Annotated in this window: 16 protein-coding genes and 1 CRISPR repeat array; of the genes, 3 read left to right on the top strand and 13 right to left on the bottom strand. The window is 49.6% G+C overall.

The window, feature by feature from the left end:
• Positions 1 to 908 precede the first annotated feature (908 nt).
• Together BRW83_RS08990 and BRW83_RS08985 are read left to right on the top strand one after the other, a co-directional pair.
• Positions 909 to 1394 (top strand): ESPR-type extended signal peptide-containing protein, encoded by a 486-nt coding sequence (locus tag BRW83_RS08990; RefSeq protein ID WP_036602666.1) that lies wholly within the window; start codon positions 909 to 911, stop codon positions 1392 to 1394.
• A gap of 20 nt (positions 1395 to 1414) precedes the next feature.
• Positions 1415 to 4051 (top strand): autotransporter family protein, encoded by a 2637-nt coding sequence (locus tag BRW83_RS08985; protein WP_005879948.1) that lies wholly within the window; start codon positions 1415 to 1417, stop codon positions 4049 to 4051.
• Positions 4052 to 4176: 125 nt separating this feature from the next.
• Here the strand turns inward: BRW83_RS08985 and preA are convergent, their stop codons facing one another.
• The 8 genes from preA to BRW83_RS08940 form a co-directional block, all read right to left on the bottom strand.
• A complete protein-coding gene (gene preA, locus BRW83_RS08980) occupies positions 4177 to 5430 on the bottom strand; it encodes an NAD-dependent dihydropyrimidine dehydrogenase subunit PreA (protein ID WP_036602669.1) in 1254 nt (417 codons plus the stop codon).
• A 17-nt stretch (positions 5431 to 5447) separates the two neighbouring features.
• The gene (locus BRW83_RS08975) at positions 5448 to 6662 is read right to left on the bottom strand and encodes an FAD-dependent oxidoreductase (protein ID WP_005879953.1); all 1215 of its coding nucleotides are present in this window, start codon (positions 6660 to 6662) and stop codon (positions 5448 to 5450) included.
• Between the two features lie 214 nt (positions 6663 to 6876).
• The gene (locus BRW83_RS08970) at positions 6877 to 8487 is read right to left on the bottom strand and encodes a sigma 54-interacting transcriptional regulator (RefSeq protein ID WP_005879955.1); all 1611 of its coding nucleotides are present in this window, start codon (positions 8485 to 8487) and stop codon (positions 6877 to 6879) included.
• Between the two features lie 304 nt (positions 8488 to 8791).
• Positions 8792 to 10081 (bottom strand): oxalate/formate MFS antiporter, encoded by a 1290-nt coding sequence (oxlT, locus tag BRW83_RS08965; RefSeq protein WP_005879957.1) that lies wholly within the window; start codon positions 10079 to 10081, stop codon positions 8792 to 8794.
• 94 nt (positions 10082 to 10175) lie between these two features.
• Positions 10176 to 10424, bottom strand: a complete 249-nt coding sequence (locus BRW83_RS08960) for a hypothetical protein (RefSeq protein WP_005879959.1) — start codon at positions 10422 to 10424, stop codon at positions 10176 to 10178.
• Between the two features lie 756 nt (positions 10425 to 11180).
• Entirely contained in the window at positions 11181 to 12269 is a 1089-nt protein-coding gene (locus BRW83_RS08950) for a porin (protein WP_036602672.1), read from the bottom strand.
• A 278-nt stretch (positions 12270 to 12547) separates the two neighbouring features.
• Complete coding sequence (locus BRW83_RS08945; protein ID WP_005879963.1) at positions 12548 to 13072, bottom strand: cysteine hydrolase family protein; 525 nt, start codon at positions 13070 to 13072, stop codon at positions 12548 to 12550.
• Between the two features lie 8 nt (positions 13073 to 13080).
• Positions 13081 to 15672: a heavy metal translocating P-type ATPase gene (locus tag BRW83_RS08940; protein ID WP_005879964.1), complete on the bottom strand. Its 2592-nt coding sequence runs from the start codon at positions 15670 to 15672 to the stop codon at positions 13081 to 13083.
• A 130-nt stretch (positions 15673 to 15802) separates the two neighbouring features.
• On the opposite strand from BRW83_RS08940, the gene BRW83_RS08935 reads away from it, so the two are divergent.
• Positions 15803 to 16249, top strand: a complete 447-nt coding sequence (locus BRW83_RS08935; protein WP_050757692.1) for a winged helix-turn-helix transcriptional regulator — start codon at positions 15803 to 15805, stop codon at positions 16247 to 16249.
• Positions 16250 to 16255: 6 nt separating this feature from the next.
• Positions 16256 to 18685: direct repeats of the CRISPR family, unit length 28 nt; unit sequence CTTCTAAGCTGCCTATACGGCAGTGAAC.
• Between the two features lie 130 nt (positions 18686 to 18815).
• Here BRW83_RS08935 and cas6f read toward each other — a convergent pair.
• From cas6f to cas1f, 5 genes are read right to left on the bottom strand one after another with little or no spacing between them, the layout of a single operon-like run.
• Complete coding sequence (gene cas6f / locus BRW83_RS08930) at positions 18816 to 19409, bottom strand: type I-F CRISPR-associated endoribonuclease Cas6/Csy4 (protein ID WP_005879970.1); 594 nt, start codon at positions 19407 to 19409, stop codon at positions 18816 to 18818.
• Positions 19406 to 20434 (bottom strand): type I-Fv CRISPR-associated protein Cas5fv, encoded by a 1029-nt coding sequence (gene cas5fv, locus BRW83_RS08925; RefSeq protein ID WP_005879972.1) that lies wholly within the window; start codon positions 20432 to 20434, stop codon positions 19406 to 19408. The genes cas6f and cas5fv overlap by 4 nt, the downstream gene beginning before the upstream one ends.
• 12 nt (positions 20435 to 20446) lie before the next feature.
• Complete coding sequence (cas7fv, locus tag BRW83_RS08920) at positions 20447 to 21421, bottom strand: type I-Fv CRISPR-associated protein Cas7fv (protein WP_005879974.1); 975 nt, start codon at positions 21419 to 21421, stop codon at positions 20447 to 20449.
• 3 nt (positions 21422 to 21424) lie between these two features.
• On the bottom strand, positions 21425 to 24379 hold the full coding sequence (locus BRW83_RS08915; protein ID WP_005879976.1) for a CRISPR-associated endonuclease Cas3'': 2955 nt from the start codon (positions 24377 to 24379) through the stop codon (positions 21425 to 21427).
• Positions 24376 to 25341, bottom strand: coding sequence for a type I-F CRISPR-associated endonuclease Cas1f (gene cas1f, locus BRW83_RS08910; protein ID WP_005879979.1), 966 nt, complete (start codon positions 25339 to 25341; stop codon positions 24376 to 24378). The genes BRW83_RS08915 and cas1f overlap by 4 nt, the downstream gene beginning before the upstream one ends.
• Between the last annotated feature and the right edge of the window lie 133 nt (positions 25342 to 25474).

Below are 25474 nucleotides of genomic sequence, written 5' to 3'. Positions count from 1 at the left end.
TGTTATCCATTTTAACCGCAATACCGTTTGACGGTAACCAGATGAGCGTCAAGATCTGGCCTGAATCCGGTTTTTGCAGGAAAAATGCCATCGGCAAACGACAGGAACATCGGTGTAATGATGTGGCAATACAAGAGGCAGCATGACGTGGCAACACGTGCATTACGGTCGTCAGCCTTGCCAACAGCGTGTTTTCAGGGAACGCAAATGGAACGGTTCGTAGGGTTTTTTCCCTGAACGAGCTGCATTTTCCCATACCACTATTGGAGCCGGAAGCGAAAGGCCTCGGGCTTAAAGTACAAATTGTTACTCTCAGGCGGAGCGAAAAAAACAGGGCGCAGGCTCTCTTTCACTTGCGATTTATCCGGGCTTGCACAAAACGTTCACCTCGTGGATGAACCAGACGATGTCAGGGAATCCGGATAGTGCCTGACCTGAGTAATCTGTCTTTCACATTATTCCCGGACAGGATGGCGGATGAAGTATCACGACGCACACCGTAAAAAAGCTGCATGCCCAGTTTGCCTTCAATTCATTTTTTCTTGCGAAAAATGAAATAAATGAGTGTTTAACATTTAAATATATTGTTGTTTTGCAAGGCAATATTATATATTTGTGGAATTATAAATTGAATATGTGTAAATGTTCATTTAAAGAAATATTGTAAAGAAAAGATGGAAAACATGTCCTTTGTTTTCCGGTGTTTTTTTACATGGACCGTTCATCATTTTTAGATGGATTCCGTTTGGCAAGCGGTTTTCCGAGGTACGGCGTTTCTGCGACAGGAGATGCATCACATGAGCTGCTTGTTCTTTGTAAAAAACGGTGAAGGAAATGGTGCGATGTCGATCAGGTCATTTACGAAAGACTGATCGAAGGGTGGAATTAAATAAAACTGGAAGAAAAAGATGATGAACAGGGTTTACAGGACGGTATTTAACAGGAGCCTTGGGGTATGGCAGGCCGCCTCGGAACTGGTGAAGTGCCGGGGAACGGGTGGAAGCGGGACTGCATTACGGAATGCCCTGATATCTGGGGTATGGCTGGGTAGTGTGGTGATAGGCATGCCTCAGGCGAAGGCACAGACCGTCATCGATGGTGGTGCGACGGTGACGGTGCCGGGTACGTATCCAAGTCCCTGGAATGTTAACAACGGCCTTGTTGTCGGCAACTCCGGTACGGGTGAACTGACCATCGGGAATGGCGGCAAGGTGTCCAGTTCCGGTGGCCAGATGTATATAGGCAACAATTCAGGCAGCACCGGCACGGTGACGGTGGATGGCGCCGGTTCAAACTTGACGAATGCCAATTATCTTTATGTCGGCAACAATGGTGCCGGTGAACTGAGCATCAGCAATGGCGGACAGGTTACAGTAGTGGCGGTGGTGTCATAGGTGTTTTCGGTACCGGCAAGGTGACAGTGGATGGAACCGGTTCGAGCTGGACGAGCAACGGCATTCTGTATGTGGGCAACTATGGAACGGGCGAACTGATTATCCGTAATGGGGGCATGGTTTCCAGTCCCGTTGGCCCGATATATGTAGGCATCAATTCGGGAAGCACCGGCACAGTGACGGTGGACGGGACCGGTTCAAACTGGACGAGTATCGGTAGCATCACTATTGGACTGGCCGGAGCCGGCACCTTGTCCATCAGCAATGGCGGCAAGGTTTCCAATAGCAATGGCTATATAGGACAGAATGCGGGCGGTACCGGCAAGGTGACAGTAGATGGAATCGGTTCGACCTGGACGAATGCCGGCAATTTGACTGTCGGCGATTTTGGAACGGGTACCCTGATCATCGAAAATGGCGGCAAGGTTTCCAATACCGATGGTTTGATAGGCAATAATTCGGGCAGCACCGGCAAGGTAACAGTCGACGGGGCAGGCTCGAGCTGGACGTATGGCGGCAGTCTGATTGTTGGCAATAGCGGAGATGGAGAACTGGTGATCAGTAATGGCGGCAATGTTTCTTACTCCAGCAATGTACAGTACGCCACTACTATAGGGAATGCCGCTGGCAGCACGGGCAAGGTGACGGTGGATGTAGCCGGTTCGGGCCTGACGCATAACAGTACTATGATTGTCGGCTATTCCGGTAACGGAGAACTGTCGATCCGCAATGGCGGTGTGGTTTCCAATGTCACCGGTTTTATAGGCCTGATTTCGGGCAGCACCGGTACGGTGACAGTGGATGGAGCCGGTTCGAACTGGACGAATACAGGCAATCTGACTGTTGGCAATGCCGGAACTGCGACACTGACCGTCAGCAATGGAGGAACAGTAGAAGCTTCCGGGGTACAGGCAGGGTCAGGTAACGGAATCGCTACCATCAATATCGGTGCAGCACAAGGAGAAACCGCCGTAGCGGCTGGCGTACTGGATACGCCGACAGTGTCATTGGGAAACCGGGGGGCGTTGGTCTTCAACCATACGGACACCGATTACGCCTTTGCGACGAAAATAAGCGGGAATGGTGTCGTCAACCAGCTGTCGGGGACGACCGTATTGAGTGAAGCGAATACCTACAGTGGAGCGACCACCGTATCGGGAGGAACCCTGCGTGCAGGCGTGGCAAACGCATTCAGCAGCGCCTCGGCCGTCACCGTGGGAAGCGGAGGAACCCTTGACGCAAACGGACTGGCCCAGACCGTGGCGAGCCTTGGCAATGCCGGAACCGTCAACGTTGGCGCTGCCGGCACAGCCGGAAACCGCCTCACTGTAGCAGGAGACTACACAGGAAATGGCGGGGTGGTCAACCTGAATACGGTTTTGGGCGGAGACAGTTCGGCCACAGACAAGCTGCACGTTGGAGGAAATGCGAATGGGATGACCCGGTTGCTCGTGACGAATGTCAATGGAACAGGAGGACAGACCAGTCAGGGTATTCAGGTTGTTGAAGTAGGAGGGACTTCAGCAGGGACCTTTGCGCTGGGATCGAGTGTGCAGGCGGGAGCATATGAATATGCCCTGCAAAAAGGAGGAGCGGCAGCGTCGGATGAGAACTGGTATCTGGTGAGCCGTTTCGATTGTCGGCTGGACAATTCATGCGTGAGAGCCGACATCTACCGTCCTGGAGTATCGAATTACATATCGGGGCAGAGAATCAACACCGAAATGGGGCAGCTCCAATTGGCAAGCCTGCACCAGAGAGTGGGAGAACACAGGACCTTGCCGCTGGAGAAACAGAGCTGGGCAAGAACCTACTACAGTCGTCTGGACGAAGACGGCAAGACCCGGTTTGGATACGACGCGGACATATACGGACTCCAGATAGGCCAGGAGATAATGGCAAGACAGACAGGAGATGGAGGCAATGTAAGGGCAGCCATCTCGTTTGATTACGCAAGGGGAGATGCGGATCTGGAAGACCGGATGAGACCGCAGGCAGAGCTGAACCGTGATACCGGGAACCTGAAATCGGACAACTGGGCCCTGGGCGGCTACCTGACAAAGACCTGGCAAAACGGAGCATACGTAGACGTAGTGGGCCAATTGGCGTGGGTGAAAAACAAATACGCGACAAAGAACTGGGACAAAACAGGAGATGCCGTAAAACAGACAGGATGGAGAGTGGGATTGTCGGCAGAAGGAGGATACCCGCTGTGGAAAAATGACAGCAACTGGTTACTGGAAGGACAGGGCCAGTTGAGCTACCAGTACACGAAATACAAAAGCTTCACGGATGCCGTATCGGAAGTGGACGGATACGGAGCGGACAGTCTGAGGGGAAGGCTGGGGTTGAGGATGTCGAGGCCGCTGGTGGAGAAGGAAAAAGAGAAAGGTCAACTCTATGCGCTGCTGAACATGTATTACGACTTTCTGAACCCGGACGGCGTGAAAATAGGAAATGGAGACGGTAGCTACACGAGAGTGAGCGAGCGATACGGAAGGACATGGGGAGAAATCGGATTGGGAATCCAGGGATGGGTATCGAAATCGACGTCGGTGTTCGGGGACATCCGTTACCAGCGAGGTTTCGGGTCACAGGGCGAAAACGGGTCGAGAGAGGGCGGGGCGCTTAATATAGGTGTCCGGCACAGTTTCTGAGAACCGTCACGGAAGAAGGGTTGGCAAAAAAAACAGAAAGGGATGCCAATGCGTCCCTTTTTTTTCGGAGATGAAGGGCAAGCCTGACGATTTCCCCATCGTCAGGCAGGATTGTTTTACCCGGATTAACTGTAGTGCCGTTTGACCGTGACAGGATGGGGTTTCCGGCCGGGCTTGAATCCGGTTTTTGCGGGAAGGATGCAGTTTTCCACCGGGCAGACGTTCAGGCAGAGATGGCAACCGACGCAGCGGTTGTTGATCGTCGGGGTGCGCGTGTATTCGTCCCAGTCGATGGCCTGATGCCCGCCGTCGAAGCACGAGACATAACAGCGGCCGCAACCGATGCATTTCGTCTGGTCGATGCCGGGAATGACCATGAAGTCGCGGTCGAGGTCATCCGCAGCAACGATGTTCGGCAAGGCTTTCCCGACAAGGTCGGAGAGTTTTTCAATGCCTTTTTCTTCCATGAAGTGTGAGAGGCCGCTCGCCATGTCCTCGACGATCCGGTAGCCGTATTCCATCACGGCGGTTGTGACCTGAATCGTGCTTGAACCAACGAGCAAAAATTCGAGTACATCCTGCCATGTGACGATGCCGCCAATCCCGGAGACGGGTATGTCTTTCAGTTGGGGATGCTGTTTCATCTGGGCGATGAAGCGCAGGGCAATCGGCTTGATGGCAGGACCGGAATAACCGGAGATCGAGGACTTGCCGTTGACGACCGGCATGGGAGAGAGGCATTCAAGGTCAAGGTTCGTGATGGCCTTGACGGTGTTGATTGCCGCGATGCCTTTTGCACCGGCATGGATGGCGGCAATGGCCGGGATTTCCATGTGACCGATGTTGGGTGTCATTTTGGCGAGTACGGGCAGGCGTGTCGCCCGGCAGACGGCTTCGGTATATTGCGCGACGAGTTCGGGGCTCTGGCCGACGTCGGAACCCATTGTCGAGGAGGTCATTTGCGGGCAGGAAAAATTGCATTCGATGATGTCGGCACCGATGTCGGTCACTTTTTGCGCAAGGGTCCGCCATTCATCGTCGTTGCTGCCCATGATGGACGCGATCATGACCTTGTGCGGGTATTCGCGTTTTAAGCGCGCCATGTTTTTCAGGTTCACTTCCAGCGGCTTGTCCGAAATCATTTCCATGTTCTTGAAGCCAGCCCATGCACCGCCGGGATGGCCGGTGATGTCGAAGCGGGGAGAACATTCGTCCGGCAGGAAGATACCGACGGTTTTGTACGCCACGCCGCCCCAGCCGGACTCGAAGGCTTTGGCGACCATTTCATAATCGGAATCGACCGGGGAAGACGACAGGAAAAACGGGTTTTCGCAATGGACGCCCAGAAAGTCGATGGAGAGGTCTTTTTTCAGTGCCATGTTTTTCTCCTGTTGAATTACGCTCTCAGATCCAGATAGTCGATGATGGATGCGGCCGCTTTCTTGCCTTCGGCAATGGCTGCCACGACTGTCTTGCCGCCATTGGCCCAGTCGCCTCCGGAAAAGAGGCCTTTTTGTCTGGATACGCTCGCGAGTTCCTCGCTTCTTTCCTGACCGACGGCAAGGATGAGCTTGTCGGTCAAGAGGTTCATGACGGACTCATTGTCGGCTCCGGTGAAACTGATGTCGGTGACACGGCCGTTTTTGCCATTGATTTTCTGTGGGAAGAATTCAGTCACGACAGGAATGCCCATACTGACGGCAAGCAGGGTTTCGGCAATGTTGGCCGAGGCTTCGGCGATAGGGCGGCAGAAAACCAGTTTGACGGAATCGGCTCCCAGTGCCTGTGCTGTCGTGGCGCAATCCATCGCGACGTCGCCGTCGCCAATGACGACGATCCGGTTTCCTTTCTCGGAGGGTTCATACCGTCGGGCGTTTTGCAGGTAATCGAGTGCATGGATGACGCCGTCAAGGCTTTTGCCGGGAAGGTCAAGCGTTTTGGGTTTCCAGAGTCCGGCACCGATGAAAACGGCATCGAACTGTTTTGTCAGCCCGTCGAGGTCGCTTGCGGAAACGGTCGTGTTGTACCGGAATTCAACACCCAGTTTTTCAATCTGGGCGAGATCGAAATCGATGATTTCCTGTGGCAACCGAAAGCGCGGGATGCCAAGGGAAAGCATGCCGCCGGATTGGGACGACTGCTCGAAAATCGTGACATGGTAGCCTTGTTGTGCCAGAACGCTGGCGCAGGCCAGTGAGGCGGGGCCTGCTCCGATACAGGCGACTGTCTTGCCGTTGAATGGACCGGTTTTCAGGATTTGCATGCCCATTTTGCGTTCCTGCTCCGTGACGAAACGCTGGAGTTTCGCTATCCGGACCGGCTGGTCAAGTCCGGCACGCACGCATGCGCTTTCGCACAGTTCATTGACGGGACAGACAAGTGCGCAGCTTCCGCCAAGGGGATTGTTCTCGCGGATCGTTTCGGCCGCGCCCCAGATGTTTTTGAAGCGCAGTGAACGGATGAACCGGGCGGGATCGGTTCCGGCGGGACAGGCTTCGCTGCAAGGGGCATCATGGCAGAGGAGGCACCGCGACGCTTCGGCCAGTGCGGTGCGGGAATCGAAGTCTTTTTCCAGTGGAGTATCGTCAGTGACGCAGATGGTGCGGCTCATACAGTCTCCTCGTATTTACTTGTTTTCTGCAAGGCAATCTTTGCCAGTATAAAGGAAAGCGCAGGGAAGAAGTCGATGCTCCCGGAAAACGGAAGAAAAAATGACGGCTTTTCTGAAGAATGGCGAGTTTCCCGGAAGGGAGAAGCGTCAGGAAAAAGGAATCCGGCTTGTTACGCTTGTATTGGAACAGTTCGCATCCCTGTATGACAGATGATCAGTCCTGTTTTTTGCGGAAGTCGTCGACGTTGATCCCCAAGCGTTTGATTCTGGCGAGAAGGGTCGTCCGTTTGAGTCCCAGTCTGGCGGAGGCACCTGTTTTGCCCCCGATTTTTCCTTCTGTTTCCTCGAGTGCCCGGATAATCGTGTCTTTGTCCGTTTGCGGTATGGGCGAAACAGGAATATCCAGCCTGCCGGGGGACTGGACCGAGAGAGGGCTGTTCTGGGAGGTGTAATTCAAAAGCGATTCAGGTGTCAGGTTGAGCGTTTTGCCGCTCGTTAAGATGACGGCCCGTTCCATCACGTTTTCAAGTTCGCGTATGTTGCCCGGCCATGGCAAGCGGGTCATCAGCGCCAGCGTGTCGGACGGGATGCCAGTAATGTGCCGGTTCATTTCTTTCGCGAATTTCCGGATGAAAAACCGGGACAAAAGTGGAATGTCTTCCGGCCGTTCGCGAAGGGGAGGGACTGTAATCGGAAAAACATTCAGGCGGTAAAACAGGTCGCTTCTGAACGTCTTGTCTTCGATTTTTCCTACAAGGTCGCAGTTCGTGGCGGCGATGTAGCGGACATCGATGGGGATGGAAACGGAACCGCCCAGACGCCTGATCTGGTGCTCTTGCAAAACGCTCAACAGTTTCGGTTGCAAGTCCAGCGGCATATCGCCGATTTCATCCATAAATAGCGTGCTTTTGTCTGCCTGTTCGAAATGGCCGATCCGGCGGTTCAACGCGCCGGTAAACGCGCCTTTTTCATGTCCGAACAGCTCGCTTTCCATCAGTTCGGAAGGGATCGCCGTACAGTTCATTTTGACCATGTCACGGTTTTTGCGATTGGAAAGATTGTGTATCGTTTGTGCGATCAATCCCTTGCCGGTACCGGTTTCACCCTGCAGCAGGATGGTGGCGTTGCTGGATGCGACAATGTCGATTTGTTGCAGGATGGACTGGATGGCGACGCTGTGACCGATGACGGAATGGGGATGGTTGTTATCCTGCCCGCTAATAAGGCTTTCATTGGGGGAGACAGGTATTTCTTCCGCTGATTTTTCATGTGTAATGAGCACATCCAGCCCGAGAGCCAGTCTGGCACTGACACGGTTTAAGAGCCCCATGATTTCGGGAGTGAAATGACAGGGTTTGAACGTGCCGATGGCAAGTGTCCCCATCAGTTTTCCTGCCGATATCAGCGGCAGGTAGAGCATGACCTGAAGTCCCTGCCGGGCAAGCGTGGCGATGAAAGGGTATTTTTCAGCGTTACTGACAATGGCGTCACGGTTGAACAGGATTTTCTCATGTTTGCGCAAGGCGCTGCCCAGCAGGGTGGCATGCAGGGACTTGCTCATGGTGTCGTAAGACGGCCGGTTGTTCGCATCGAACGTGAATGAATGGGCATCCAGACTGAAGGAAGCCTGATCAACTATTTCGAGACTGATGTAGTCCAGTCCGAAAAAGGCGTGCAGACGGTTGGCCGTTTCCTCGGCCAGATAAGGGATATTTCCGGCCGCTATGACAGCATCTGTCAGTTGGACCAGAAAATGAAAAAAATCATTGTCATGACTGTCTTCCACATTGTAAAGACCGTCATGATTGCAATGGATTGCCGTCATGTCTTAAATGTTTGCAGTGACCAACAAGGATATATCAGGGTGGGGCGTTATGCGTCGCACTCCTTGACCCGGTGCGTTCGACCGGGTCAAGTCTGGCTTTTCCCCGGGGGAAGTATAAAACCGTTTTTTTGCACAAGGTGGCAAGCTTATCATATTTGCCTGACGTGGAGGAGGACTTTCGGGGAGACGAGAGAGAAAACGGTGTGGGCCAGACAGAAAAAAGCGGTAATACTCGGTATTACCGCTTTATGTGAATGCCGGGCAGGACGGAAAAGCCGTCAGGCTTTTCCACCCCGGGCAAAATTTACTTCGAAGAACCAGCTGCGGCTGCTTCCTGTGCTTCAACTTCCCTGTTGTTGGCTTCGATGAATTTCCGGCGCCATGGTTTCAGGACGAAGAAAGACAGGATGGAACAGGCTGCCGCAATACAGGCCGACAGGATGAAGGTGCGGTTCCAGTTGCCGCCCTTGGCCAGACCGGCTGCCAGCGGAACGAGCAGGGACGAGGTTCCTTTTGCCGTGTATAACGTACCGGCATTACCTGCTGCGAACTTGGAACCGAATGTATCGGCACACATGGATGGGAACAGCGAGAAGATTTCACCCCAGCATGCAAAGGTCATGGCGGCGAAGAACATGAAGCCCAACGGTTCACGGCCCCAGAACACGAGTCCCATCAGGGCTGCGGCTTCACCACCGAAGACGATCAGCATGAGGTTTTCACGGCCGAAGCGGTCGGACAGGAAACCCATGAGAGGACGGGTTGCCCCGTTACAGATGTTGTCGATGGACATGGCCATGGTCAGCAGCGGCATGGTGACACCGAGCAGGGTGACAGGGATCTTGTCGAGACCATAGTCGCGGGAGACAGGGCCGAAAGAAGCTGTTGCCATGATACCGCCGGATGCGACACCGACGAAGCAGACGTAGATCAGCCAGAAAATCGGTTGTTTGATCATCTGAACCTGGGTGAAGTTCTTCTTGGAAGAAATGACTCTGGGAATGGCTGTTGTTCCAGGAGGCAGTTTGGCACGTGGCATGAACAGTGCGCAGAATGCAATGATGACGCCCTGGATGATACCGAATACCATAAACGCCTGTTCATAGCCTGCCGTGTTGATCATGTTGGCGACAGGAATGACGGTAACGGCTGCACCGGCACCGAAACCTGCGGCTGTTGCACCTGCGGCCAGACCACGTTTGTCCGGGAACCATTTCAGCGAGTTACCTGAACAGGTACCGTAAACGGCACCAGCACCGGCACCGGTCAAAACCTGTGCGAAATACAGCATGCCCAGACTTTCTGCCTTCGAGCAGAGAATCCAGCCGATCGTGCTCAAAATGGCACCGAAGATGATGACTGGACGAGGGCCGAATTTGTCAACGCCCCATCCTTCGAGTGGCACGAGCCATGTTTCAAAGAACAGGAAAATGGTGAACGACAGCTGAATGGCCGTACGGGCCCAATGGAATTTGTCTTCAATTGGAGCGACAAACAAAGTCCATCCATATTGGCAGTTGGCGATGGTCGCCATACAAATGATACCTAGAACAAGCTGTACCCACCGATTGGGGTACTTTTCTTGGGTAGCCATAAATCTACTCTCCTAAATCATAACTTTCCAAAAAGATAATTCCCTGACACGGCGTCATCCGTTATTAAATGAATGTTTGCCGGTCAGTACCGCTCTATGCAAAAGCAAAGATCAGGGACTTACCCTGCATTTTTTGTGCCAACTCAAGGAAAATCTGAATATTTCTTCTATTTTTATGATCAATTTCAGGATTGGCACGGATTATGCATTCAGAAAGGGCAGACTGAGTCATCAGATCTATTCTTCTTTTTTGACAGGAAAACTCTCCTTTAGGAGAGTTTTCCTTTTTTTCATTTGTCATTCCCGACTGTTTTTCTTTTTTCTTGCTGCCTGTTTTTTTCATTTAAAAACAAATGGTTCCGGTTTTTTGAGAATGCCACGGCTTTGCCTGCCGGAGCGGGATATCTGCCGGAAGGCATCGCAGCAGGACGAGTCGCGTATCACAGAGAGTGTGTACGGGAAGAAATGATGAAGCAGGTTGTTCCGTTCACGGGGATAAAGACGTACCGGAAAAATATCTGACAGTTTTTGTTTATAAGCTTCGAGGTGTCAATGACACTTTTTTTACTGTCATTGACATGTTAATTGACAATTTTTGCGGAATTTTATGTTTCCGCTGGTTCAAGAGGGTTCTTTCGGAACAAAACTGTTCAGGCTGAACAGGGGCGAGTGACGTAAGCTGAATCGAAAAAAGCCAAATGCTCTTCTCCTTGCAGAGACGGTGAATCCGGGATGGTCATCTATTCCCGGGCACGCATGCAGCCGGTTCGGGACGATTGTCCAAAAGGGGAGCCAGGGGTTTTTCCGGACAAGAACGGCGGAACAGTCCAGTGAAACGATGCATGGTGTGTTGCTGATGACTGAGTGAGTTTGGGATTGTGTGATGCACGATGAAAGCTTTTTTCGTGCGGAATATCGTCGTTAACTCACATGGTACGGCTTATATGGTTTTTTTGAGCGCGGAAGGGATTTAACGGGTCATGTCAAACCGGACAAGTCAAAAAAAGTGTGTTGCCAGCGTATGGTCTGGAGGGAGAAAAAATCCCATAAAAAAAGAACGGTTGATATACCGTTCTTTTTTTATGGAGGCAAAACCGTATCAGAAACGGTGTGTGATACCGATCTGGATACCGGTCACGGAGGCATTGGCCGCTTCGTTTTCACTATCGTTCATGACAGCCATGTCGTTACGGTAATAGTTGGACAGCCATTCATTGTCATAGTCGGAATAGGCGATATTGGCGTAAAGCGATGTCCGTTTCGACAGGGAATAAGTATATCCAAGGGCATATTTATTGACCTTGTTGCTGTTGCCTTCCGTTTTGACCCGTCCATAGTTATAGGAAGCGCTGACGGTATGCGGACCGGTTTTGTACTGCAGTCCGACAAGCCAGTTTTTCTGTTTGGTGCCGTAATGGTCGATGTCGCCTGCATCTTCGTCAAAGTCCTGCAGTTTCAGGGTCGAATCCTGATAACCCACGGAGAAAGTCAGGTTTTGCCACTGATAGGCCGCACCCGCATTCCAGAGCCAGGATTTGTTCGAATCGGCAAGCCGGTCATAGTTCGCCAGCAAGAGGAGCGGGCCGTTATCGTATTTCAGGTTGACGGCAAAACCGTCGTTGCCGTTCAGCTTGTAATCGATATTGTCATGATCGTCCGCCCCGAGAGAGTAGGTGGCGCCGAAAGAAAAGCCTTTCCAGTCCGGGCTGTCGTAACGGATGGTATTGGAGAGCTGTTCGGAATACAGGGGCGTTTTTGACAGCGAGGCACCCACGCCATACTGGTTGAACGGATCGATCCGGCGATAGGTTTCGACAGAAAGGTCGTTGACGCGACCAAGCCGGACGGCTCCCCAGAGGTCGCTTTTCAGTCCCACGTTGGCGGCTCCACGCCAGTCCGGGGTTTTATTTGAATGAGCCAGATCATCGAAGTTGTATGCATCGGAGCCGGTTCCATCATTGAGGTTAAAGCGGTGTTCGAGTTCAAAGCTCGCTTTCAGACCGGAACCGAGATCTTCCACACCACGAAAACCGAGACGGCTTTCAACGTTACTGCCCATGCGGACATCGGTACCGGTTTCCTTGATCAGGCCGGTATCGACAACACCGTAAAGAGTGACGTTTGACTGGGCATATGTCATGCCGGTAAATGTGCCGAGAAGGGCCAGTGCGAGAAGCGATTTTTTCATTTTTTCTGTCCGGAATGAATAAGATATGGAGAAAGTCCGACAACCATCGATTGTCATCCGTCAGCTGAATAAGCGAGAGCGGTCGATCGGAAAACATCCTTTTTTATTCTAGTATTCCGGAAAGAAACTGTTGAGAATTCAGGTCTGTTTCTGGCGAATTTACCCGGAAACAGTTGAAGATTCGTTGTTTTATGATCAGATGCAAGACATTGAAAGAAGATCGTCGCCAATTATTTATTTTATGATGACCGGTGTTGAAAACCTGCTATCGGCAGAAATCAGCCGAATGCCAGGGCGCGGCTAACGACGGGAACGATGTCTCCGAAGCCCGACAGGGCGATCGCGTGTACCGTTTTCGTTTCGGAAGTACAGCAATCCGGCAGGATCGCCGTTTTGTAGCGCCGGGCGTTTTTCGAGATGGCGGTGAGGCCAACGCAATTTTGCGTCTGCATTCCGCAAATGAGGATTTTTTCAATGCCCGATTTGTCCAGTACGGCATTGAGGTTCGTGCCGTTGAATGCGTCGGCCCGGTGCTTGATGATCACGGGAGCGTCAGGCGCGGCTTTCAGGATATCCGGATGAATGTCCGCGCCAGTGGTGCCGGGAATGAAAAAGCCCGCTCCCTTCGCCTGATCGGCGGCGTGCTTGACGAGTATGACGGGAATTCCCCGTTTTCCGGCATCGGCAATGGCGTTGACGATATGGGAAAGCGTTTCATCCGCATTCCACAGGGGCAGTTTGCCCCCGGGGAAATAATCGTTCTGCACGTCAATGACGATCAGGGCTTTTCCGGACGGTTTCATGTTGAACCTCAATCGATGCCTTTTACGGCGAAACCGGCACCTGTTACGGCAGTGCGCAAGGCATCGTCGGAGGCGCTGTCGGTATTGACGGTCGCCGTTTTGGCTGCGAGATCGACCGAGACACCGGAAACGCCGGGGACAGCCGAGAGGACTCTTTCAACGGAAGCCTTGCAGCCGCCGCAGCTCATGCCTTCGATATGGATGGTTTTTTTCATGGTGTTTTTCCTTTCAGGGTGGGTCATGATGATTTCAGTATGAACAGGAGGCAAAGCGTTTGCCAGTGCGCAGGCATTTTCCGGCATATCCGGTTTTTTGACCGTGAAGAATCGCAAACGCAGGGCATTGGCAACGACGGAAACGGAGGAGAAACTCATGGCCGCCGCTGCGATCATCGGGTTTAAGGTCAGCCCGGCAACGCCATAAAACACGCCAGCCGCAACCGGGATGCCGATGATGTTGTAGATGAATGCCCAGAAGAGGTTTTGCCGGATGTTACGCATGACGGCTTTGGACAGGTCGATGGCGGTAACCACATCCATCAGGTCGCTTTTCATCAGGACGACGTCGGCCGATTCGATGGCGATATCCGTCCCCGCCCCGATGGCAATGCCCACATCCGCACGGGCAAGGGCAGGTGCGTCGTTAATGCCGTCGCCGACCATGGCGACTTTTTTGCCTTTTTCCTGAAGTTGCCGGATTTCGCGTTCCTTGTCTTGCGGCAGGACTTCGGCCAGCACCTGGGCAATGCCGGTCTGTCGCTGGATCGCGGCGGCCGTTTTCGCGTTGTCGCCGGTAAGCATGATGACGTCGAGTCCCATCGCCTGCAGTTTTTCGATGGCGGCACGGGAAAACGGCTTGATGGTATCGGCCACGGCGATCAGGCCCATGAGGGTCTTTTCGCGGACGAAGTAAAGCACGGTCTTGCCGTCTTCAGCCAGCTCTTCGGCTCTTTGCTGCCATGGGCTGTCGGGCGTGATGTCCAGCGCGGCCAGCAGCCGGGCGTTCCCGGCGGAATAATGGATGTCATGGATGTTTCCGGAAATGCCCTGACCGGGCGTCTGGGTGAAACCGGTGACTTTTTCAAGTATGAGGTTTTGCCGTTCGGCTTCTCTCACGATCGCCATGCCTAGCGCGTGTTCGGAGAGTTTTTCCAGTGATGCGGCAATAGTCAGGAATTCTTTTTCAGCGATGCTTGACGCAAGGACAATATCGGTCACGACCGGTTTGCCCTCGGTAACGGTGCCGGTCTTGTCAAGGACGACAGTATCGATGCCTTGCAGTTTTTCGATCGCCTCGGCCGACTTGAACAGGATGCCGTTAGCGGCGCCGCGTCCTGTGCCGACCATGATGGCAGTCGGTGTTGCCAGACCCAGCGCGCAGGGGCACGAAATGACGAGTACCGAGATGGCGATCGACAGGGCGAATTCGGTGCCATAGCCCAACAGGAGCCAGACAACGGCGGCGACGATGGCAATGCCGATGACGACCGGGACGAAGATGCCGCTGATTTTGTCGGCGAGCCGGGCAATCGGCGCTTTGGAAGACGTGGCTTCATCGACCAGTTTGACGATTTGCGCCAGTGTCGTGTCGTCGCCGACCTGTGTGGCACGCATCAGGAAATGGCCGGACTGGTTGATCGTCGCGCCGGAAACGGTATCGCCGGCGAGTTTTTCGACCGGGACGCTTTCGCCGGTCAGGGCCGATTCGTCGATGACACCATGCCCTTCCGTGATGACACCGTCCACCGGCACGCTTTCCCCTGCCTTGACGACGAGGATATCGCCGACGGCAACCGTGTCGGCAGGAACGGTTTCTTCAACGCCGTCTTTCAAAAGCGTGGCGGTTTTGGGGGCGAGCTCCATCAGGCGCGAAATAGCTTCGGACGTTTTGCCTTTTGCGCGGGCTTCAAAATAACGGCCGAGCGTGATCAGGGTCAGGATGACGGCGGCCGATTCGAAATACAGGTTCATGGCGAAATCGTGCGCCATCATCATGTCACCCTGGCCGAGGGCGAAACCGATTTTATAGATCGCGTAAATGCCCGAGACGGCGGCCGCTCCGGAACCGATAGCAATCAGGGAATCCATATTCGGCGCACCGGTAAAGAGCGTCTTGAACCCGATCCGGTAAAAATGGAAATTGACGAAAATGACCGGGATCGTCAGGAGAAACTGGGTGAACGCGAAGGCAAGGGTATTTTCCGTGCCGAGGAAAATCGCGGGCAGCGGCAGACCTGCCATATGGCCCATCGAAATGTAGAACAGCGGAACGGTGAAGAGGATCGAGACGAACAAGCGTGTCCGGATGGCTTTCAGCTCAAGGGTGGCGGCGTCAGTACGGTCGTCTCCAGCCGTGTCGGCCGATTTGGTGCGGTTACGCGGGATAGCGCCGTAACCGGCGCTTTCGACGGCTTTTATGACGGCCCTTTCAATGTCGGCCCTGTTATCTTTATCCGATTCGTCGTAGGAAACACTCATCGTGTTTTTCAGCAGGTTGACACTGACGTTTTTGACGCCTTCAACGGCAGCCACGGCCTTGTCGACCCGTGCGGAGCAGGCCGAGCAGGTCATGCCGGTAATGTCGAATTGTTCTTTTTGCATGGTAGCCCTCGTGTTTTGGGACAGGTATTTTCAAATTAGCGTCAATGTCGATATAATTGTAGCTGTTAATATTATTTTCGCAAGAATGCACTTTTTTGGTATATAGTACCCAAAAGGATACCGAACTGTCATGAAAGACCTCCATCCAGCCGCTACATCCTCTTCATGCAAAACGTCCATCGAGACGCATTGTCCGGTGGAGGCGACGATCAGCCTTATCGGCGGAAAATACAAATCGCTGATTTTATGGAAACTGACCTCCGGTACGCTCCGATTTTCGCAGCTCAGAAAAGAAGTGCCTTGCGCCACGCCAAAGATGCTGACGCAGCAACTCAGGGAACTGGAAACCGACGGGCTGGTCAACCGTGAGGTTTTTCCGGTTGTCCCGCCAAAAGTGGAATATTCCCTGACCGATTTCGGCAGGAGCATCGGTCCTGTGCTGGAATCCATGTATGAATGGGGAACCGGCTATCTTGGAAAAGAGGGGAAGGAAGTCAACTGTTCTATGGTACCGCCGAAGGAAAAACAGGGGAAAAAAGGGAAAAAGGGGAACGGAAAGGGAAAACGTCTCGGTTAGTTCAAACATCCAGGCTGTCTATACGGCAGTGAACCAGATCCTTCGAACGTTCGCGCAAATCATTGACTTCTAAGCTGCCTATACGGCAGTGAACAACAGCTTAATTTTTGAGAAAACCCCGCTTCGCTTCTAAGCTGCCTATACAGCAGTGAACCCATGGTGTCACCAAAGAGCAATATTTAGCTTCTTCTAAGCTGCCTATACGGCAGTGAACAAAGCGCTGTCGTGTTCCCTCCCCGGCAGTCTCTTCTAAGCTGCCTATACGGCAGTGAACCCATATCCCATATTTTCAATGTTTTCAATAATCTTCTAAGCTGCCTATACGGCAGTGAACTGATAAGTGCCTGACCTTTTTTCCCGCCTTTTCTTCTAAGCTGCCTATACGGCAGTGAACTCATTTATTCCGATCCGGCGCATGTTCAACTGCTTCTAAGCTGCCTATACGGCAGTGAACGCATAATGGCGACGGCGGGGTCAGTTCCCTGTCTTCTAAGCTGCCTATACGGCAGTGAACAAACCCTTTTTGTATCCTTCATTTCCGTAATCCTTCTAAGCTGCCTATACGGCAGTGAACGTTACAACGGGTCAGGAAAGTCCATGCTTCAACTTCTAAGCTGCCTATACGGCAGTGAACAGAATCACCTCCAAAGTAAGAGCAAGCTCTATCTTCTAAGCTGCCTATACGGCAGTGAACAATCGCTCTGGCCTTTTGGTTTTTCTTCAATTCTTCTAAGCTGCCTATACGGCAGTGAACAACCAATCTGAGTCATCAACATGAGCATTCTTCTTCTAAGCTGCCTATACGGCAGTGAACCTGAAACAATCTGCGCTTTCTGCGATTCGGAAACTTCTAAGCTGCCTATACGGCAGTGAACGTTGTCAAACCTCTCACATTCACACAAATCAACTTCTAAGCTGCCTATACGGCAGTGAACGATGGTACCGTCACGCATGCCCGGCTTAAACACTTCTAAGCTGCCTATACGGCAGTGAACTCGCCCATAGCCTGAAAATCGGCCGTTTTAATCTTCTAAGCTGCCTATACGGCAGTGAACTTTTATCGTTTGACCCAACAGACGCAGCATATCTTCTAAGCTGCCTATACGGCAGTGAACGATCACTCTGCAATCCATTGTTGTTCTTTAAACTTCTAAGCTGCCTATACGGCAGTGAACCAAGCCGAATTTGAAAAGATCAGAAATTTTACGCTTCTAAGCTGCCTATACGGCAGTGAACTACTTTCTGGCAGACATCGCCAGAAAAGGACACTTCTAAGCTGCCTATACGGCAGTGAACGGATTTCATTTTTCAAGCCAGCTGATGCAAACCTTCTAAGCTGCCTATACGGCAGTGAACTTTATGTTACTGGCGATACAACTCAGGATGAACTTCTAAGCTGCCTATACGGCAGTGAACCGATGACATGAGAAACTAGCCATGTTCTGTCTCTTCTAAGCTGCCTATACGGCAGTGAACTTTTAACGCCATTCACAATAAGATAATCATTACTTCTAAGCTGCCTATACGGCAGTGAACTTCCTGTTATCGACTGACCACCCGTAATGTCTCTTCTAAGCTGCCTATACGGCAGTGAACTGATGGTGATATTACCAAAATAAAAAACAGCTCTTCTAAGCTGCCTATACGGCAGTGAACTTAAGTCTGTCGGTAGTGTTCTTGATCCGTTTCTTCTAAGCTGCCTATACGGCAGTGAACGGTGTAATCAGTGGTTTGGATATGCGTCGCTTCTTCTAAGCTGCCTATACGGCAGTGAACCGTGTTTCTCGCAACTTTCTGCTACTGTGATCCTTCTAAGCTGCCTATACGGCAGTGAACCAAGTTAAACGGGAGAAATCCCGTTTTTTTATCTTCTAAGCTGCCTATACGGCAGTGAACACGGCGATAGTATCCGCTTTGAAGATGGAACACTTCTAAGCTGCCTATACGGCAGTGAACGCCCTCTTCTGATCTGATCTTTGGTCATGTAACTTCTAAGCTGCCTATACGGCAGTGAACACACCAAAGTCGTGTTATAGTCTTTTTTAAGACTTCTAAGCTGCCTATACGGCAGTGAACTATCACCGGGTAAAACTTCATCGACATAAACACTTCTAAGCTGCCTATACGGCAGTGAACATGCAGACGCAACATCTTGGGCCGTCGAATAACTTCTAAGCTGCCTATACGGCAGTGAACCACATTCGTTTGTTGAACACGGAATGATCATTCTTCTAAGCTGCCTATACGGCAGTGAACATAAATTTCGCATAATTTATATTATGAGAAAACTTCTAAGCTGCCTATACGGCAGTGAACTTTTTTTATATCTGGTATTGGTTTGCCCTTTTCTTCTAAGCTGCCTATACGGCAGTGAACCAATTCAAAGATGAGTCCGATATCAATAATCTCTTCTAAGCTGCCTATACGGCAGTGAACTGTATATAAAAAATAAAAAATAAAGTTATAACAATAACTTGAGCCGGAAATCACTGTTTAACCCAAGTTTTTTAATATTCTTATAACCGGTTGATTTTATTTGATTTTTAAAGATCTGAAAAAACTTTGGTTAAAATTCAGGAATCGTTGATTCTGCGCTTAATCCATAAGTAGTAAAGACTTTCAAGCTTGCATTTATCGCCGGTTTCTTTTCAATAAATAATTTGAATGGGTGAGAGTTAGTTAAACTTTCAAGTTGTATGAAGGGCAAAGGTGATTTTGCCAGGTTTTTCTGATAACGCTGTACTGTTTCATGAAATGATAAATCCTTATGCCTTTTCATTTGACGACGTGCGAGGCGTTCGGCGTTGGATTTAATGTGTTTTCGACTGAAAGTTGCATAACCAGTGATTTCGTTCAGGGGTACCCTGCAAACAGGAGTAATGTGGATACAATCGTTTAAACGCACAAACCATTTCTGAATGTCGATTTTCTGCAAGCTCGTTTCATCTTCAGCAAACAGACGCAACTTTGTCCCCAGAAAGCCCATTCCTTTTTCTTCATTAAAGTAGTATTCAGGAAAAGAGACGCCGATATTTACCTGATCACTGGCATCCCTGTTTTCTACCAGAGCCAGATGCAACTGGGTGTACAGTTTGGACCATAAATGATAAAGGGGAAAATCAGGGCTGCCTGTCAATGTGATTTCAATATAGTGTTTCATGGATTTTCCCTCGTATCGATACTGGCGACATAAGCAAGTCCCTTTTTGCCCAGATAAAAAGAAGATACTCCGGCATCAAGAATTTTCTGTTCGAGATCTCTGGCTCGTTCTCTCGTAATATTGAGATTGATTTCCAGTGTGCCATTGGCTTTAGTTAAAGGATGGGAAATTTCTCCTTCACCTTTTTTTCTTTCTCTCAGGACATATGGATTTCCCCAAATCAGCTTTTTTTTGCCGGTGGTGTAACGATCCATGAAGTCTTTTTTTGTGAAACCACGTTTGGAAATGCCGCTTAATCCTCCTGATTTTGTGAGGGCTTTGCTCATATCATACTTTTTCTCCAAACGCTGAATCTGGATATACAAAGCAGAGGTATATAGACTGATTAGTACAAGCTGATTTTTTGCGGTTAATTTATATTCAATGTCAGGAAAGAACTGATGGAATGTATCCAGACAGGACTGAACCTTTTCGCTTACATCGATCGCTTTTTCACCAAAGATATTTTCCAGTTTCTCAATGACATTAAGTGGATTTAACTCAGTTTGGTTATCAACTTCAATTTTTTCATCCAGTATGAAGTCCACTACCTGATTGAGATCAAACCACAAAATCCCCCATAATTTCTGCGAAAAATCTGAATCAAAGGCTGGATCGCCGGATTTGATCATACCTGTAAAGGCATTCTGATCGGTACTGCCTGAAATGTTTCGTAAATAAACTATTTCGTTTTGAGACTGTGTACGATCGCAAATATCGTCATCTGTTAAAACCGCTTCTATATCCTGAAAATAATAGTCCTTGTCCTGCCGGGCCTGATACAGTTTCCGTTGTTCGCCAATCAAACGGTTCAGTATACCCATGACGGTATCTTTGGTAACGGCGCGGGTTTTAAAGTTACCTTCTTTTCCCAAAGCTGTCATGGATCCAATGAAATTACGCCCCTGTCTGGGTAATGATTCATTATTTGAGCCATCCAGAAACGAATTTCGCCAGGATGATTCATATTCGATGGTAATTCGCATGAATACACCTCATTATTTCGCTTCAAAATAGACGGCATAACCGGTTTGGGGTTCCGGGTTAACCTGATCCGGATGGCGTTTGATGCGCATCATCCGGTTGCTGTCGTTATAGTCAACTTCCACTTCCTCAACATACATATAACCTTTGGCCTGTTTGATGGAAAGATCACGAAGCATGTTCAGTGTTTCATTAACGAGAATATCGATTGCGGTATTGTCCAGTAAGATGCCGACTTCACCTTCCTGAAAAATGGTTCCTTTTCTGACATAGTTCGGATGGAATGTGGCTTGGGGCACGCGTGAAGGATCCAGGCTCTTGATGAATTTCTGGACCTGTTCGGCGATTTTCTCTCCGTCTCCTTCCTTGATAATCATGGATGCCCGGTCGAATTTTTTATCCAGTGAGATAAATTCCAGTTGTTCAATACTGATCGAGCCGTATGCAATATATGCGGTTTCTCCGAATGTCGTTTTTGAAAAGAAGGAGTTACTGGCTTCTTCTCCCTTTTTATTGACTTCTTTTTCCTTGGTGCCTGAGCGACCCATTTGTTCGAAATTGCCATTGCCTAGCTGGTCAATAAAGTCGGTGATCAATAATGGACTGGTACGTTTGCATTGGCTTGCAGGGACAACATACCCGCGAATTAATCCGGTTATCGACGCCAGAACATCTATCAGATTTTTGTCATTGGCATAATGCAAATCAAAAGCGTGATCCCTGAAGAGATGATGTCGAATGCAATTCTGACTGATATACATGGGTGTTTCTTTGAAGCTTATTTCCGAAGGGTCTTTTTTCAGCTTATAGCCTCTTTCTGATTCTTTACCTGTCAGGTTGGAGTAACCACGAAGTTTTGGCATGGTATGGTTATCAATGATGCGTCCGTCACTTTGCAGAGTGGTTGGACCATTCCAGTTGACAACGCCATAACCTGAAGCCGTGATTTTGAAATCAACGCTTTTGATACCGCTTACTTTGTTTGACATGATTTACTCCTCAGTTTGGTTAGGATTCAGGGTTGAAATGGTTTTCAGGCCGATAGCACCTACCGGCTGTTTGTCGCAAATGGCATAATAAACGGCCTCACTATGTCGGGCAGACGAGCCGCCGACCTTGTTCAGATCATCTTCGATATAACTTAAATAAAGTGGATAATCGGGGTCTCTGGAATAATTTTCGAGAACGGTTTTACGTGCAGACATTTTTTTTTCTGGAATCCCTTTAACAGGATGGATAGTATCGATATTTCCATGTTTTTGAGCAATGAAATCAAACAGTCCAAGGTTCTGGATGAATGAAAGCGATTCGGTCAGGTTATCAGCTTCATTTGAATCATTTAATGGTGGCTGGTAAGCGTATTCATTAATGAAGACAGGATGATTGAAATCGTTGACGTCGAGTTGTGCCAGTTGCACAAAACGATTGTCTCCACGAAGCGAGTTTTTGCTGATTTTTGTTTTTCGTTCCGCAGTTTTTATTTTGATGACCCGGGTCGGCTCGGTTACCTTTTTGTTGATTAACTGGATGCTGCTGTTGAGCGCGTCATCAAGGTCCTGGCTGATGATGGATCTGATCGTTTCGTCGTCATAAAACGCTTTGTAGAGCTGATATATTTCCGGCAGCGTAAATATTCGGTCGTCCAGTTTGTCTGACAGGTACTCGTACCATACTTTTGTCGAGCGCAATCCATGCAGTTTTGCAAGGAACCGTGCGGATGAATCGGTTTGCTTTCCGCGTTTGATATTGTCGGTAATGGCGATTTTCAGGACATTGATATCGGTGTTATCGCCAAAGCGGTCCAGTCGTCCCAGACGTTGCAGGATATTTTCAGGATGGCTCATTTCGCTGACCATATGGTCACAACTGATGTTGAGGGATGCCTGAACGATCGGGCCACTTCTCAGGACGTCAAATTTGCGGGTGCCGTTTTTCCTGAACGATTCATAAACCTCGTTAAACCAGTATTTTTTGTCACTTCTTTTGAATTTTGAATGAAACAGGACGCTTTTTTCAGTTTTTTGCCGGTATATAAAACCGAGTTGGGCTGTTTGCGCCGTATTGCTGATAATGAAGGTGTTATCGGCATATGCTTGATAGAAAGGACTGTTTAATTTGTCGCTTTCATCGAATTCAACAAATTCAATTTTGTATTGGCTTGGATTAAAGGACGGCATTTCAACAGCATCATAAGTGGTGTCGATATCCAGAACTTTTTCGAGATACAGGTAATGAGGTGTGGCGGAAACGAGCAGGGTGTTTTTGTTTCCTTTCGAGCGCATCTTTTTATTGGCAACGAGTTCGGCAAACAGGAGATTGAAAATTTCCATACCGATATATTCGTGGTACTCATCGAAAACGACATGAGCATTCATGAATGGCAGCAGGCTGTTTACTTTGGTATGGGTAACAATTGATCCCAGTATCTGGTCAATTGTGGTGACGATAATGTCGCCTGAAAAATAGTCCTTTTCAGGCGTGGGCTTTTCCCAGCTATGGGTATATTTGAATTCGCCGGTGAATATTTCTATCTTTGCTTCCGGCATGTATTGTGTGGTCAGTTCTTCAAAAATTCCCTGACATACTTGCACACGGGGGCAGACCCAGATGATCTTTTGTGCATTGTTGAGTTTTGCCCATTCCAGAGCAATTTTTGTTTTCCCACAACCGGCAGCACCAGCCAATACGGCAATATCGTCAATTTCTGCCAGTTTCCGGACGACTTCGCCCTGTTTCCGGGTACGTTCACTATCAGGAAAACGGGTCAGAGCGTCTGCTAGATGGCTGGATAAATCAGTGGATTCTTCCTGCATATTCTCCAGCAACTCGTCCAGCCGGTTCTGGCTGATGTAGTCTGAAAGGTCGTTTGCGCTTAAGGATGAAATCAGCCGGTCGGCACTGATGACACAGGCACGCAAAATATTATGCTGTGCATTCGTTGCGATATTGAGGCGTAATCTCTCAAAATCTGGTGACATATACGTTTTGAATTCCGGGAATGGCGTACCGTTTTTTTGATAGCAGAAGTCTTCAATCTGTGTGTTAAAAAACTCCATTGACCAGGGCAGGTTCTTTTCTATCTGATTGAGCGATTCATCATAATGCTGTGCAATATGATGAATGCGTTTGAGAAGCTGAAGTGTAGTTTGAGCCAGTTCTTCTATTTTTTCCCGGGAAATGTTTTTCAGGAGGATGTCATATGCTTTAACCACACCGGTAAATTGATCATTCTGACGCCAGGGTTTGGCGTGATGCCAGTAAATCACATGCTGCAAGGCGGTTTTTAAGGGGTTGTTAATCCCTTTGCACTGGTTTTCAAACAGATTGAACAGGAAAAGAGAAATTTCGTTATGGCGAGGATGTTTATCGAAGCTGAATGTCGAATTATCGATATGTTGGCCATCATCGTCAGGCTCTTTTTGTTTGCCTTTTTTTACCCAACCCTGAAACTGAAGTTCCAGTTTGCCCAAATCGTGCAAAATGCCAGCCAGAAAGGCAATATTGGCCAACTGGCCATAGTCATCGTCATTTACGGCTTGTTCAAGCAATTTTCGGGCAATATATCCCACAGCAAAACTGTGCAGAGCCAATGGTTGTAAATGCGTGTTTGCGTAAAATTCATTCTGTTTGGGTTTCATTGTCGTGATATCCATAAAAACATCTTTTTGGGTGCTGTTGACCGGAACGATACCTTCGCTATTGAATTTCTGGCGATTACCGACGATCCAGAGTAATTCGCTGCGTCGGCGGGAACGTATCCAGTGGCATGAAACTGCCGTATTTTTGGTGACTGTTTTACGCAGCAGTTTTTTGACGGCTATTAAACCGTCTTCTGTTATTACGGTTTGCCACGTATTGTTTCCAATGCGATTGGCAAAGGCATCCAGTACACGACGGGTGCGAGGCAACGCTTTCTTTTCACATTGGGAAACAAATGTCACTATCATGCAACGCCTCCGCTATTGATTGAAAGCGGTTGCAAAGCCTGTTTCTTGACCGAATCAAACATAAAATCCAGAGCTTTGTGTTCTGTGAATTTCTGGAGAATCTGCTGCCTGAATTCCTGTTCTTTCATCTTTTCTTTTGCACAGATAAAAGCCCAGGGCAGGACGATGGCATCCTTGATCAGGTCAGCAACATCAAAAACCAGAGCGCCGCGCCGTGTTTTGCCGTGCATGACAGCGAAGCCATGCGGGATGCCCAATACCCACAGTGTGGTGGCTGCCAGCCCATATGCCAGATAATTGCCGTGATTGAGAAACCTATTGGCCAAATCTCCCTGTTCAGGGGCACGAACGAATCCACGGGCATCACATCGGATGGCAGCGATTTTATAAAGTTGTCGGGTAACAGTTGCTTCCTCAAGTAAGAGATCGCCCACTTTTTGCATCAGCGGGATTTTCTTTTCAAAGCTGCTCAGGGCTTGTGTAATATCCTGTGCGTCCTTATTAAATCCTTCTGTTTTCAAGTCTCTGTCGTTTTCCCAGACTGTGCGGATAAACTCGAGTCGTGTCAATTGAAACTGTTTCGCGACAGCCAGACGTTTGGCGTCATCAAACCAGAAAGATAACCAACCCTGTATGTATTCAGTTGGCCTATACTCACTTTGCGGGGTAAACCATTCAATGTCACTGCCAGCAAACAAGGGAGTGCCGCCACCTCCGCAAAAGCCAACCAGTACGCCGGCACTGGCAAACATACGCATAGCGGCCTGAGTGATGGATGTACCTGTACCGAGCAAAATGGCTGTGGTGTTGGCAATGGGAATATTCCAGTACTGATTTTCGTTTTTGGCTTCAGTAAGGTAAAGAACACGTCCATCTTTTTGCATCACCCGACAATGTTCGAGATAAAAAAGATTGGCCCGTTTGGAATGGAGAATTGATTTTAAATCGGTTAGTTGCTCCATGAATTCGCCCGCTGGTAAAAGTTATTTTACAAGTTCGATATTCTATCTATTGCCGGGTATTACCGTTACAGTTAGTATAAACAGTTGCACAAAGGAATATGTTGCAACGGGGTAACTAAATAGAAACATGAAA

Origin of the sequence: Oxalobacter formigenes, from assembly GCF_002127965.1 — a bacterium.
GTDB lineage: Bacteria > Pseudomonadota > Gammaproteobacteria > Burkholderiales > Burkholderiaceae_D > Oxalobacter > Oxalobacter formigenes.
This window is presented reverse-complemented; position numbering and strand designations above follow the sequence as displayed.

Excerpts from the sequence above, each read along its gene's own strand:
- BRW83_RS08990 (WP_036602666.1), top strand. The coding sequence starts at position 909 with ATGATGAACAGGGTTTACAGGACGGTATTTAACAGGAGCCTTGGGGTA.
- preA (WP_036602669.1), bottom strand. The coding sequence starts at position 5,430 with ATGGCACTGAAAAAAGACCTCTCCATCGACTTTCTGGGCGTCCATTGC.
- BRW83_RS08975 (WP_005879953.1), bottom strand. The coding sequence starts at position 6,662 with ATGAGCCGCACCATCTGCGTCACTGACGATACTCCACTGGAAAAAGAC.
- BRW83_RS08970 (WP_005879955.1), bottom strand. The coding sequence starts at position 8,487 with ATGACGGCAATCCATTGCAATCATGACGGTCTTTACAATGTGGAAGAC.
- oxlT (WP_005879957.1), bottom strand. The coding sequence starts at position 10,081 with ATGGCTACCCAAGAAAAGTACCCCAATCGGTGGGTACAGCTTGTTCTA.
- BRW83_RS08960 (WP_005879959.1), bottom strand. The coding sequence starts at position 10,424 with ATGAAAAAAACAGGCAGCAAGAAAAAAGAAAAACAGTCGGGAATGACA.
- BRW83_RS08950 (WP_036602672.1), bottom strand. The coding sequence starts at position 12,269 with ATGAAAAAATCGCTTCTCGCACTGGCCCTTCTCGGCACATTTACCGGC.
- BRW83_RS08945 (WP_005879963.1), bottom strand. The coding sequence starts at position 13,072 with ATGAAACCGTCCGGAAAAGCCCTGATCGTCATTGACGTGCAGAACGAT.
- BRW83_RS08940 (WP_005879964.1), bottom strand. The coding sequence starts at position 15,672 with ATGCAAAAAGAACAATTCGACATTACCGGCATGACCTGCTCGGCCTGC.
- BRW83_RS08935 (WP_050757692.1), top strand. The coding sequence starts at position 15,803 with ATGAAAGACCTCCATCCAGCCGCTACATCCTCTTCATGCAAAACGTCC.
- cas6f (WP_005879970.1), bottom strand. The coding sequence starts at position 19,409 with ATGAAACACTATATTGAAATCACATTGACAGGCAGCCCTGATTTTCCC.
- cas5fv (WP_005879972.1), bottom strand. The coding sequence starts at position 20,434 with ATGCGAATTACCATCGAATATGAATCATCCTGGCGAAATTCGTTTCTG.
- cas7fv (WP_005879974.1), bottom strand. The coding sequence starts at position 21,421 with ATGTCAAACAAAGTAAGCGGTATCAAAAGCGTTGATTTCAAAATCACG.
- BRW83_RS08915 (WP_005879976.1), bottom strand. The coding sequence starts at position 24,379 with ATGATAGTGACATTTGTTTCCCAATGTGAAAAGAAAGCGTTGCCTCGC.
- cas1f (WP_005879979.1), bottom strand. The coding sequence starts at position 25,341 with ATGGAGCAACTAACCGATTTAAAATCAATTCTCCATTCCAAACGGGCC.